Raw genomic sequence first — 11,723 nt, forward strand, 5'->3', positions numbered from 1 at the left:
GAGGGCCCGGCCGCACGTGGCGGCCGGGCCCTCTGCTGCGCACCCGGGGGCAGGCCGGGTGTCAGTGCCGCCGTGAGGCGGTGGCGAGGTAGCGCGCCGTCGGCGCACCCACCCCGGTGACGTCGTCCCAGCCGCGACCGGTCGTCAGGCTCGAGTCCTGGTCGAAGGTCCGGACGCTGGGGACGAGCCCGTCGTCGGCGTTGAGGCCGTTGACGTAGTCGACGCGCACGTTGCCGCGGTCGCCCTGGTGACGGACGTCGTAGAAGACGCCCGAGGTGCGGGCCAGGCGGTAGAGCGACGGGTTGGCGAAGCCGATGCGGCCACGGTGCTGCTGCACGGTGGCCTGGAGGCCGGCCATGAGCGGCGACGCGAGGCTGGTGCCACCGATCCGGTACTCGCCGTAGCGGACTCCCTGGCCGAAGCGCGTCGGCGCGTCGAAGACCTGGGTCTCACCGACGAGCATGCCGGTGGTCGGGTCCGCGTCCATCGCGACGTCGGGGACGCCGCGCATCGCGCAGCCGGTCACCGTGTGCTGCTGGTAGAACGGCTTGGTGAAGCGGTCGCTGCACCCGCCGCCGGCGCCGTAGAGGTAGCCGACCGGCGCCCACGCACCGTTCGAGAGCGTGTACTTCTCGGTGCCCCAGCCGGTCTCGAACCGGCGGCGTCCCTGCTTGTCGATGGCGAGGGCCGTGCCGCCCACTGCCGTGACGTAGGGGTCGGCCGCGGGCCAGTCCGGCGACACGACACCGGTGTTCGCGCCCTCGTCGCCGTCGTCACCCGAGGAGAAGTAGGTGCCGATGCCCTGGACGGCGCCCTGGAGGATGACCGACTCGTAGGCCTGGACGAGCGCGTCGTCGATGGTCGGCGTCTTCACGCCGTCGACGACGACGTAGGTCGGCTCGCCCCACGAGTTGGAGATGAGCGAGGCCTTGTTGTCGTGCACCACGCGGGCGATCGAGTTCAGCAGGTCGTCGTCGTAGCAGCTGGCCGCGCCGTAGTAGGCGACCTTCGCGTCGGGCGCCATCCCGTGGACGGCCTGGACGTCGAGGGTCTCCTCGCCGTACCAGCCGTTGCCACCGCACTCCTCGACCTTCGTGGGGTCGTACGTGGTGTCGTTGGCCTGCGTGAACTGGTTGCGGCGGAAGGCCTTGTCCCCGTGGCGGGTCGCGTAGGTGTTCGCGTCCTCCTCGATGGTGGGCGCCGCGAACGCGTCGGTGATGGCCACCGTCTCGCCCTTGCCGGTCAGGTGCGACGCGGTGATGCCGTACGCCGAGCGCAGCTGCTTCGGGGTGTAGCCGCACACCGAGTAGGGCAGGTGCTTGCCCTCGAACGCCGGGTCGGTCCGGTCGACCTTCTGGCCGTAGTACGCGCCGCAGGTCGTCGAGTTGACGAAGCCGGCGGGCGGCCCGAGGTCGCTCGGCGAGGCCGTCGAGGTGGACGCCGTGCCCCGGCCACCCTCCTGCGCGGGCCGGGTCCGGTGCGTCACGGTGTCGAGTCCCGTGACGGCGAGGACCTGCGCGCCGAGGGCGTCGGGCACGGTGACGGCGCTCGTCGGGGCCGTGCCCGTGGCACCGTCGAGCGTGAAGGTGCGCAGGTTCGCCGTGAAGGCCGACGAGACCGCCTCGCGGCTGCCGGAGACCTCGACGAAGTGGCGGTCGGTGCCGACGGTGTCGACGTGCAGGCCCGCGCCCCGGGCCCATCCGCTGACGGCGTCGACGGTCGCGGCGGTGGGCGCGTAGCGCGCCGCGTACCGCGCGGTGTCGAGGTAGTGCCCGTACTGCGCCGAGGACGGGTCCGAGACCGCGGCCGCGAGCCGGCGCAGGCCGGCGCCGTCGCGGGGCGCGAGCCAGACCTTGACCCGGGTCGTCGGGCCGGACGTCGCCGCCGCGGAGCGCTGGGCCTGCGCCCGCGTGGTCCACGCCGGGGCGGGGCTGACCGTGTGCCGGCCGGTGCCGTGCGGTGCAGCGGCGGCCGCGCCGGCGCCGAGCGCCCCGGCTCCGGTCGCGGCGAGGACGGCGGCGCCGACGAGCGCCACCGTCCCACGAGTGGTTCCTGTCACGGGATACCTCCTGGGAGACCTGTCACGGGGCGGTGGCCCCGTGACGCGCAGCCTCACCCCGCGAGCCCGCTTCGCACCCTGACGGATGTCACGGATCGCCCTCCGGCGCAGGGCGGCCCCGCGCCGGCGTCCTCAGCAGGTCCTCAGCCGGCGTCAGCGGCTGCGCATCCGCCGGGCGGTCTCGACCTGGTCCCAGACGGTGACGACGACGACGCCGAGCACGGTGGCGACCCGCAGGTCGCGGCCCGCGGTCGCCCATCCGCCGTCGACGAGCGCGGCGACGAACGCGGGGTCGTAGAGCCGGTCGGTCTGCGCGAGCCCGACGAGCAGCGCCGCGACCGCGAGGTCGAGGGCGACGCCCACGCCGACCGTCGTCCACGTCCAGCGGCGAGCCCGGAGGGCGCCGAGCACGAGCGCCGCGTGGGCGGCCAGCAGGACGAGGAACAGCGGCAGCCATCCCGACCAGAGCGCGGGGTCGAGCACCGGCACGGCCTCCCCGCGCACCCGGACCGGCGAGCTCGTCTCCTGCCAGACGACCGCGAGGGCCATGACGACGAGGGCGACGACCGAGAACACGGCCTCCGACCGCCCGACCGACCGTCGCGAGGACGGGGCGTCGGGGAGCTGGTCGGGCGTCCAGCCCATGACTCCCGTGCCGGGCTGCGCGCGCTCCAGGATGGCGAACACGAGCGTGGTCCAGAACACGACGTGGAACGCCGTGGTCAGCCCGGCCAGGGCGGCGCTCCCGAAGGCCGGCCCGACGCCGTCGGTCGCGACGTCGTCGACGAACAGCCGCACGACGAGGGTCCCCACCGCGGCGATCGGCGAGATGACGGTGACGAGCAGGGTGACGAGCCGGCGCCACTCGGGGTAGACCGCCGGCCCGATGAGGTGCAGCGGACGGCCGGTGTAGCCCGCGGCGAGGCGGACCGGGTCACCGAGCTCGACGAGGACGGCGCGCTCGGCCTCCTCGCGGTCGGTCGCGGCGTCGGTGTCGAGGCGGGCCTCGACCATGTCCTCGATGGTGCCGCGCAGCTCACGGTCGACGTCGTCGCGCTGGTCCTGCGCGAGCTCGCGGACGGTGGCGGAGACGTAGCGGTCGGTCAGGCTCCCCATGGTGGGCTCCTCCGGTCGGTCGGGTCAGGCGAGGTCGGTGATGGCGGCGTCGAGCGCGCGCCAGTCGGCACGGAGGGCGGCGAGGACGTCCTCGCCGGAGGGGCTCGTCCGGTAGAACTTCCGCGGGCGGGACTCCTCGGTGTTCCACTCCGCCGTGAGCAGGCCCTGCTTCTCGAGCCGGCGCAGCAGCGGGTAGAGCGTGTTGGCGTCGACCTCGAAGCCGGCCCGGCCCAGCGTCTCGAGGAGCGCGTAGCCGTAGCCCGCGGTCCGCAGGCTCGCCAGGGCGGCGACGACGACCGTGCCCCGACGCAGCTCCTGGAGGTGCCCCGCGAGGGTCGGGTCGTCGGGTGAGGTCATGCCGACACGATAGTGTGTGTCGCACACCATCGTCAACGACACACTGTCACCGATCCCCCGGTGCCCCCATCAGTCGCCGAAGCGCTCCCGGATGGCGACGAGCTCGAGGGCATGGGCGTCGAGGTCCCGGTCCTCGTCGCTGACCGGCGTCCAGGTCGGCGCCCGGACGGCCCGCCGCTCGGCGTCGAGGGCCACGAACACGGTGCGGCAGTACGTGGTCAGCTCGAGGGAGCCCTCGCCGTCGGCGGGATCGCCGGAGCGCACGTGGACGCCCACGTGCATCGACGTGCGGCCGGTGTGCAGTAGCCGCGCCTCGACCTCGACGAGGTGGCCGATGCGCAGGGGCCGGTAGAAGCGCACCCCGCCGGTGAAGATCGCGACGTTGTCGGCGCTGCCCGTCCACCGGGTGGCGAGGACGTGGGCCGCCTCGTCGATCCAGCGCATGACGATGCCGCCGTGCACCTTGCCGCCCCAGTTGACGTCGGTGGGCGCGGCGAGGAAGCGCATCGTGACGCGCGGGGCGGTGCCGGCGTCCGAGTAGACCTGGCCGGCCATCGCGGCCTCGACCTCGGCGCGGAGCTCGGCCCGGCGCACCGCCCAGCGCTGCTGCAGCTCCTCCCCCAGCGTCGCCGGGACGAGCGGCGGCACGGGGGTCGAGCGGCCCTCGGCGTCGACGGCGACGAAGACGATGAGGCAGCGCGTGGCCGGCTCGAGCCGACGGGTGCGCGGGGCGCCCGAGGCGACGTCGACCGTGATGTGCATCGACGAGCGGCCGGTGTGGACGACGGTGGCCGTCACCTCCACGAGGTCACCGACCTCGACGGGACGGGTGAAGCGGACGTTGCCGACGTACGCCGTGACGCAGTACGTGCCGCTCCAGCCGGCGGCGGCCGCGTAGCCCGCCTTGTCGATCCACTCGAGCACCCGACCGGCGCTCACCGAGCCGGAGTGCCCGGCGTCGGTCGGCGCGGCGAGGAAGCGCAGCGTGATGGCGCGGGGCGGGGTCGGTCGCTCGTCCACGGCGTCATCCTGACAGGGGCGCCGGCGGCGCGTCAGCCGTCGACGACGGTCGGGACGCGCCCGTCGGCCGCGAGCGCGCGCAGGCGGCCGACCTGGTCGGGGGTCCCGAAGACGATGAGCGTCGCGCCGGCGGCCAGCACGGTCTGCGGGGGCGGTGACGGCGTGAACGGCCCCTTCCGCGGCGCGCGCACGGCGAGCAGCTGGCACCCGCACGTCCCCGGGACGTCGACCTCGGCGAGGGTGCGGCCGACGTCGGCGTGCAGGGCGAAGGAGGCCATCCTCCGGCCGCCGATGAGCTGCGGGTTGACCGCCCGCGTGGCGCCGGCGAGGACGAGCTTCTCCTTGGAGCCGAGCGTGCGGGCCCGGCTGATGATCACGAGGGCGCGGGCACGGTCGATGCCGGCGGCCCGCAGGGTGTCGTCGCTCGCGGCGTCCCCGTGGACGAACGGGCCGGTGTGGCCCTCGAGCCGGGTGGCCTCGGTGTCGACGACGACGACCGCGTGGCCGCGGTCCAGCAGGTAGCGGGTCGTGGAGCGCCCGACCCGGCCGAACCCGCAGACGATGACGTGGTCGCGCAGCCGCGCGATGTCGCGCTCCATCCGGCGCCTCCCGAGGTGCTCGCGCAGGTGACCCTCGGTGACGGCCTCGACGAGGACCCCGAGGTTGTACAGGACGGTCCCCACCCCGAGGAGGATGAGGACGATGGTGAAGGCCTCCCCGGTGGGGCCGAGGGGCCGGACCTCGCGGAAGCCGACCGTCGCCACAGTCGTCACCGTCTGGTAGAGCGCCTCGAGCAGGGTGAAGCCGAGGACCAGGTAACCCAGTGTCCCGACGACGATGACGACGGCGAGCGCGGTGAGCGCCACCGCGATCCGTCGGACCGCGTCACCCGCCGAGTCGGTGCCGAGCAGCAGCGAGCGGCGTCCGCTGCTGCTGCTGGGCCGGCCCACGTCGTCATCGTGGCACCGGCGGACAGGTGCGCGCCGAGGGTTGCGGCCGACGCCACGGGTCGGCTCGGTCACTCCCCCGCCCGGCGCCGGTCGGGCACACTCCCCCCATGGAGTTCACGACGCAGCTGGAGGCCACGGGCGGGACGACGACGGGGTTCGTCGTCCCCGACGAGGTCGTCGAGGCGCTCGGCGGCGGGCGACGGCCCAAGGTCGCGGCGACGGTCGCCGGCCACACGTGGCGGACGAGCATCGCCGCGATGGGCGGGCGCTTCCTCCTCGGCGCGAGCGCCGCCGTCCGGGAGGCCGCGGGCATCGCGGCCGGCGAGACGCACACCGTCACGGTCGTCCTCGACGACGCGCCGCGCACCGTCGAGGTCCCCGAGGACCTCGCCGCGGCCCTCGCCGCCGACGCGGACGCGGCCCGGGCGTGGGAGGCGCTGACCTACAGCGCGCAGCGCCGGCACGCCGAGGCCGTTGTTGCGGCGAAGAAGCCCGAGACGCGGGCCCGGCGGGTCGAGACGGTCGTCGCGAGCCTGCGCGCCTGACCGCCGCCGACGAGCCCGCACGTGCGGGGTTATCGCTGTCCGTCCGGGCCGGCGCCCGCGCCAAGCCCGCACGTGCGGGGTTATCGCTGTCCGTCCCGGCCGGCGCCCGCGCCAAGCCCGCACGTGCGGGGTTATCGCTGTCCGTCCCGGCCGGCGCCCGCGCCAAGCCCGCACGTGCGGGGTTATCGCTGTCCGCTCCGCCCGGCGCCCGCGCCAAACCCGCACGTGCGGGGTTATCGCTGTCGCACCCAGCTCCGGACTTTCCGCGCCGTCACCGTGATGACGGGGAAGATCCCTCGGGACGCGGATGCATCCGCGTCGTCCCGGAAGTTCCGCGCCGTCACGGTGACGACGCGGATCCTCGCGGTCAGTGGGTGTGGGCGGCCTCGGCCATCCGCTCGCGGCCGGAGCCGAGGACGGTGAGGGGCAGGAGCGTCTTGCCGGTCGGACCGATCTCGATCTCGGTGTTCATCTGCGGGCAGACGCCGCAGTCGAAGCACGGCGTCCAACGGCAGTCGTCGACCTCGACCTCGTCGACGGCGTCGAGCCAGTCCTGCCAGAGCCACTCCTTGTCGAGGCCGGAGTCGATGTGGTCCCACGGCAGGACCTCCGACTCCTCGCGCTCGCGGGTCGTGTACCAGGCGACGTCGACGCCCTGCGGCGGCAGCTCGCGCTCGGCGGCGTCCATCCACCGCTCGTACGAGAAGTGCTCGGACCAGCCGTCGAACCGACCGCCGTCGCGCCACACGGCCTCGATGACGCGGCCGACCCGGCGGTCGCCGCGCGAGAGCAGGCCCTCGACGATGCCCGGCTTGCCGTCGTGGTACCGGAACCCGATCGAGCGGCCGAACTGCTTGTCCGACCGGATGGCGTCGCGCAGCTTCTGCAGGCGCGCGTCGGTCTCGTCGGCCCCGAGCTGGGCGGCCCACTGGAACGGCGTGTGCGGCTTGGGCACGAACCCGCCGATGGACACCGTGCAGCGGATGTCGCGGCGGCCGCTGACCTCGCGTCCGGTCTCGATGACCCGCTTGGCGAGCTCGGCGATCTGGAGCACGTCCTCGTCGGTCTCGGTCGGGAGGCCGCACATGAAGTAGAGCTTGACCTGCCGCCAGCCCGCGCCGTACGCGGCGGCGACGGTGCGGATGAGGTCGTCCTCGCTGACCATCTTGTTGATGACCTTGCGGATGCGCTCGGAGCCGCCCTCGGGCGCGAAGGTCAGGCCGGAGCGGCGACCGTTGCGGGTCAGCTCGTTCGCGAGGTCGATGTTGAAGGCGTCGACGCGCGTGGACGGCAGCGACAGACCGGTGTTCGTGCCCTCGTAGCGGTCGGCGAGGCCCTTGGTGACGTCGGCGATCTCGGAGTGGTCGGCGCTCGACAGCGAGAGCAGCCCGACCTCCTCGAAGCCGGTCGCGGCCAGACCACGCTCGACCATCTCGCCGATGCCGGTGATGGAGCGCTCGCGCACCGGGCGGGTGATCATCCCGGCCTGACAGAAGCGGCAGCCGCGGGTGCAGCCACGGAAGATCTCGACCGACATCCGCTCGTGCACCGACTCGGCGAGCGGCACGAGCGGCTGCTTCGGGTAGGGCCAGGCGTCGAGGTCCATGACGGTGTGCTTCGACACGCGCCACGGCACGCCGGGACGGTTGGGGGCGACGCGCTGGATGCGGCCGTCCGGCAGGTACGAGACGTCGTAGAAGCGCGGGACGTAGACGCCGCCGGTGCGCGCGAGGCGCATCAGCACCTCGCGCCGACCCCCCGGGCGGCCCTCGCGCTTCCACGCCCCGACGATGTCGGTGACGGCGAGCACGGCCTCCTCGCCGTCGCCCACGACCGCGGCGTCGACGAAGTCGGCGATCGTCTCGGGGTTGAACGCGGCATGGCCGCCCGCGACCACGAGCGGGTGCGACTCGTCGCGGTCGGCGGCGTGCAGCGGGATGCCGGCGAGGTCGAGCGCCGTGAGCATGTTGGTGTAGCCGAGCTCGGTCGAGAAGGAGAGCCCGAAGAGGTCGAAGTCGCCGACCGGGCGGTGCGCGTCGACGGTGAACTGCGGCACGCCGTGCTCGCGCATCAGCGCCTCGAGGTCGGGCCAGACGGCGTAGGTGCGCTCGGCGAGGGCGTCGGGCCGCTCGTTGAGCACTTCGTACAGGATCATGACGCCCTGGTTCGGCACACCGACCTCGTAGGCGTCGGGGTACATCAGCGCCCAGCGCACGGTCGCGTCGCCGGCGACGTCCCACTCCTTGACGGTGGAGTTCAGCTCGCCGCCCACGTACTGGATCGGCTTGCTGACCTGCTCGAGCAGCGGCTCGAGCCGGCGGAAGACGGACTGTCCGGGCATCCCACAAGGGTAGGTGGGGGTTGCTGCAGGCCCAAACCGTGCTTGGCTGGCCCCATGAGCAGCGACACCGCGGTGGACCTCGTCGTCATCGGCCTCGGACCGGGTGGGGAGCACCTGGCCACCGAGGCCGCCAAGGCCGGTCTCACCGTGGTCGGCGTCGACGAGCGCCTCGTCGGCGGCGAGTGCCCCTACTACGGCTGCGTCCCCTCGAAGATGGTCATCCGGGCCGCGAACCTGCTGGCCGAAGCCCGCCGGGTGGGCGGGCTCGCCGGCAGGGCCGAGGTCTCCCCCGACTGGGCGCCGGTGCACGCCCGCATCCGCGACGAGGCCACCACCGACTGGGACGACACCGTCGCCGTCGAGCGCCTCGAGCGGGCCGGGGTGCGGTTCGTGCGCGGCCACGCCCGGCTGGTGGGCACCGGCGTCGTCGACGTCGACGGCCGCCGCTACACGGCATCCCGCGGGGTCGTGCTCAACACCGGCACCGCACCCGCCGCTCCCCCGGTCGACGGCCTGGCCGACACCCCGTTCTGGACCAACCGCGAGGTGCTCCGCGACACCACCGAGCTGCCGGCCTCGATGACCGTCATCGGCGGTGGCGCGATCGGTGCCGAGCTCGCGCAGGCCTTCGCGCGCTTCGGCACGCGCGTCTCCCTCGTCGAGATGGCGCCGCGCATCCTCGCGCTCGAGGAGCCCGCGGCCTCCGAGGTCGTCACCACCTCCTTCGCGGCCGACGGCATCCAGGTCCTGGCCGGGGCCTCCATCCGGTCGGTCGCCCACGCCGACGGTCGCTTCACCGTCTCGGTCACCGACGCCGACGGCACCGACCTCGACCTCGACGCCGACCGGCTGCTCGTCGCCGCCGGCCGCCGCCCGAACCTCCACGACATCGGCCTCGACACCGTCGGGCTCGACCCCGTCGCCCGCTCGCTCGAGACCGACGAGCGGATGCGCGCGGGCGAGAAGCTGTGGGCCATCGGCGACATCACCGGCAAGGGCGCCTTCACCCACATGTCGATGTACCAGGCGGGCATCGCCGTGCGGGACATCACGGGCACGGACGGACCGTGGGCCAGCTACCACGCCGTCCCCCGCGTCACCTACACCGACCCCGAGGTCGGCGCCGTCGGGATGACCGAGCAGCAGGCGCGCGACGCCGGGGTCGACGTCCGGGTCGGGCAGGCACCGCTCGGCGAGAGCTCGCGCGGCTGGATCCACGGCCCCGGCGGCGAGGGCGTCATCGTCCTCGTCGAGGACCGGGCGGCCGGCCACCTCGTCGGCGCGACCTCGGTCGGGCCGATGGGCGGCGAGGTCCTCTCGATGCTCGCGACGGCGGTGCACGCCAAGGTGCCCACGGCAGTGCTGCGCGAGCAGGTGCTCGCCTACCCGACCTTCCACCGCTCCGTCTCCACCGCGCTCGCCGACCTCGACTGACACCCCCCTCCTCCCCTCTGTCCAGCGGAGTCGAGTGCGGAAGTGGTCGCCCCGGCTGCCACCTCCGCACTCGGCTCCTGGAGGTGGTGGAGCCGGCCGTGACCCGCTGACCCTGCAGCCGCACGCGCGAGACGGTCGCCGCACCGAGCCGTCGCCATCTCGCCTCTGCGGCGTGGTCTCACCCTGCCGACCCGCCACATCACCACGGCACGGCGGGACGGCCCCGGCGCGCCGGACGCACCACGGCACGGCAGCGACCGCGGCGGGCGGAGATGGCGGGCCACGTCCGAGACACGACTTCGTCCACGAAACCCCGGCTCCGAGCTCGTGTCTCGTCGACATTTCGGGGTGACCCCGAAATGTTGGGATCGGTGGGGCCGGCGGTGACACACTGCCGCCGGAGCCGGACAGGAGGGGGACATGGAGACACCGAGCGACCAGCCCCCGCCGGGCGACGAGGAGCGCTTCCGCGCCGCGTTCGCGGCGTGGTACCCCGACGTCCTGCGCTTCGTCAGCCGTCGCGTGCACCCCACCCACGCCGAGGACGTCGTCGCCGAGACCTTCCTCGTGCTGTGGCGGCGGGTCGCCGACCTGCCGGCCGACCCCGGTGACGGACGGGCCTGCGCCTTCGGCGTCGCCCGCGGGGTGCTGCTCAACGACCGGCGCGGTGTCCGGCGGCGCGAGGCGCTGGCCGTCCGGCTGGCCGACGAGGCCGGGCGCAGCCGTCCCTTCGGCGGCGAGGACCCCGACCTCGTCGCCCGCCGCCTCGACCTCGTCGCCGCCTGGCCGCGCCTGACGACCGGTGACCAGGAGGTGCTCGCCCTCGCCTACTGGGACGACCTCACGTCGCCGGAGGCCGCGAGCGTCCTCGGCATCTCGCCGGTCGCCTTCCGGCTGCGACTCACCCGCGCCCCACGCGCCCTGCGCCGCCACCTCGACCTCGTCGGGACCCGTTCCGCCCGAACCCGACCCGTCCCCGAAGGGAGCCCGTCATGAGCCGCTCCGACCTCGACGCCACGACCCGCGCGGCCCTGACCGCCCTCGACCCCGCCCCGCGCGAGCTCGACCCGGCCCAGCAGCGCCGCGCCGCCGCCACCCTCGAGCGGGTCCTCGCCGCTCCCCCGGCGCCGGTGCCGCCGCGGCCGGCCCCACGCCGACGCACCGGGCGCCGCCTCGCCCTGACCGGGGCCCTCGCGGCGGCGACCACCGTCGTCGGGGTCGTCGGCGCCCAGGTGCTCACCGGCGGCGACTCCGCCTACGCGACGTGGACGGCCACCCCGCACCGCCCGACGACCCCCGAGCAGCTGGCCGCCGCCGACGACTGCCGCGACTCGCTCGTCGACACCCTCCAGGGTGACGGGCCGGACCCGACCGGCGTCAGCCGCAGCACGATCGAGCGCGCCCCGGTCGTCGCCGCCGAGCAGCGCGGCGCCTGGACCCTCGTCGTCCTCGGCGACGACCGCGGCTTCGACGCCACCTGCATCACCGAGGACCGCTTCCTCGGGGGCACCGAGTTCGGCTCGATGGGCTACGGGCCGGGCTCCCCCATCCCGGGGCCGCGCGAGGTCGCCGTGACGAGCGGCGGCTCGGGCGGCTCCTCGGGGCGGATGGTCTCGGTGCTCGTCGGGCTCGTCGGCCCGCAGGTCGCCGCGGTCACCGTCCACACGCCGGACCACGGCGACGTCGTCGCGACGGTCGCGGGCGGCCACCTCGCGGCGTGGTGGCCCGGCCCGGTCGGGGTGACGCCGGACGACCCCGCCCTCGACACCACGCCCCCGGCCACGGTCACCTACACCGACGGCTCGACCCGCGAGGTCCGGCTCGGCGTCGGCGAGCGCGGCTGACGAGCCCCGCATCCCTCGGGTCGAGTGCGGAAGTGGTCGCTCCAGCGGCCACTTCCG

The 11,723-nt window shown here is 74.5% G+C and carries 10 protein-coding genes; 4 read left to right on the plus strand and 6 right to left on the minus strand.

Annotation, left to right across the window (positions count from 1 at the left end; translation table 11 throughout):
- Positions 1–61 precede the first annotated feature (61 nt).
- From LG324_RS14655 to LG324_RS14675, 5 genes are all read right to left on the minus strand, one after another.
- Positions 62–2,059: a protease pro-enzyme activation domain-containing protein gene (locus LG324_RS14655; RefSeq protein WP_404349043.1), complete on the minus strand. Its 1,998-nt coding sequence runs from the start codon at positions 2,057–2,059 to the stop codon at positions 62–64.
- Positions 2,060–2,212: 153 nt separating this feature from the next.
- Complete coding sequence (locus tag LG324_RS14660) at positions 2,213–3,175, minus strand: permease prefix domain 1-containing protein (protein ID WP_404349045.1); 963 nt, start codon at positions 3,173–3,175, stop codon at positions 2,213–2,215.
- Positions 3,176–3,199: 24 nt separating this feature from the next.
- Positions 3,200–3,532: a PadR family transcriptional regulator gene (locus tag LG324_RS14665; RefSeq protein ID WP_030528054.1), complete on the minus strand. Its 333-nt coding sequence runs from the start codon at positions 3,530–3,532 to the stop codon at positions 3,200–3,202.
- 69 nt (positions 3,533–3,601) lie between these two features.
- A complete protein-coding gene (locus LG324_RS14670; RefSeq protein ID WP_404349048.1) occupies positions 3,602–4,552 on the minus strand; it encodes an acyl-CoA thioesterase in 951 nt (316 codons plus the stop codon).
- A 32-nt stretch (positions 4,553–4,584) separates the two neighbouring features.
- Positions 4,585–5,502: a potassium channel family protein gene (locus LG324_RS14675; RefSeq protein ID WP_404349051.1), complete on the minus strand. Its 918-nt coding sequence runs from the start codon at positions 5,500–5,502 to the stop codon at positions 4,585–4,587.
- A gap of 107 nt (positions 5,503–5,609) precedes the next feature.
- Between LG324_RS14675 and LG324_RS14680 the strand changes: the two genes are divergently transcribed.
- Positions 5,610–6,047: a YdeI/OmpD-associated family protein gene (locus LG324_RS14680; protein WP_030528051.1), complete on the plus strand. Its 438-nt coding sequence runs from the start codon at positions 5,610–5,612 to the stop codon at positions 6,045–6,047.
- A gap of 367 nt (positions 6,048–6,414) precedes the next feature.
- On the opposite strand, the gene LG324_RS14685 is transcribed toward LG324_RS14680, so the two are convergent.
- Entirely contained in the window at positions 6,415–8,388 is a 1,974-nt protein-coding gene (locus tag LG324_RS14685) for a TIGR03960 family B12-binding radical SAM protein (protein WP_404349054.1), read from the minus strand.
- Positions 8,389–8,442: 54 nt separating this feature from the next.
- On the opposite strand from LG324_RS14685, the gene LG324_RS14690 reads away from it, so the two are divergent.
- The 3 genes from LG324_RS14690 (at position 8,443) to LG324_RS14700 (ending at position 11,666) form a co-directional block, all read left to right on the plus strand.
- Positions 8,443–9,822, plus strand: coding sequence for a dihydrolipoyl dehydrogenase family protein (locus LG324_RS14690; RefSeq protein ID WP_404349057.1), 1,380 nt, complete (start codon positions 8,443–8,445; stop codon positions 9,820–9,822).
- Between the two features lie 420 nt (positions 9,823–10,242).
- Positions 10,243–10,818, plus strand: a complete 576-nt coding sequence (locus LG324_RS14695) for an RNA polymerase sigma factor (protein WP_404349059.1) — start codon at positions 10,243–10,245, stop codon at positions 10,816–10,818.
- A complete protein-coding gene (locus LG324_RS14700) occupies positions 10,815–11,666 on the plus strand; it encodes a hypothetical protein (RefSeq protein WP_404349061.1) in 852 nt (283 codons plus the stop codon). Before LG324_RS14695 ends, LG324_RS14700 begins: the two co-directional genes overlap by 4 nt.
- Positions 11,667–11,723 lie beyond the last annotated feature (57 nt).

It is taken from the genome of Phycicoccus jejuensis (assembly GCF_044797865.1).
Lineage (GTDB): Bacteria > Actinomycetota > Actinomycetes > Actinomycetales > Dermatophilaceae > Phycicoccus > Phycicoccus jejuensis.

Bases quoted from the DNA above. Each gene is read 5' to 3' on its own strand.
- LG324_RS14690 (WP_404349057.1), top strand. From the start codon at position 8,443: ATGAGCAGCGACACCGCGGTGGACCTCGTCGTCATCGGCCTCGGACCG.
- LG324_RS14695 (WP_404349059.1), top strand. From the start codon at position 10,243: ATGGAGACACCGAGCGACCAGCCCCCGCCGGGCGACGAGGAGCGCTTC.
- LG324_RS14660 (WP_404349045.1), bottom strand. From the start codon at position 3,175: ATGGGGAGCCTGACCGACCGCTACGTCTCCGCCACCGTCCGCGAGCTC.
- LG324_RS14665 (WP_030528054.1), bottom strand. From the start codon at position 3,532: ATGACCTCACCCGACGACCCGACCCTCGCGGGGCACCTCCAGGAGCTG.
- LG324_RS14685 (WP_404349054.1), bottom strand. From the start codon at position 8,388: ATGCCCGGACAGTCCGTCTTCCGCCGGCTCGAGCCGCTGCTCGAGCAG.
- LG324_RS14680 (WP_030528051.1), top strand. From the start codon at position 5,610: ATGGAGTTCACGACGCAGCTGGAGGCCACGGGCGGGACGACGACGGGG.
- LG324_RS14700 (WP_404349061.1), top strand. From the start codon at position 10,815: ATGAGCCGCTCCGACCTCGACGCCACGACCCGCGCGGCCCTGACCGCC.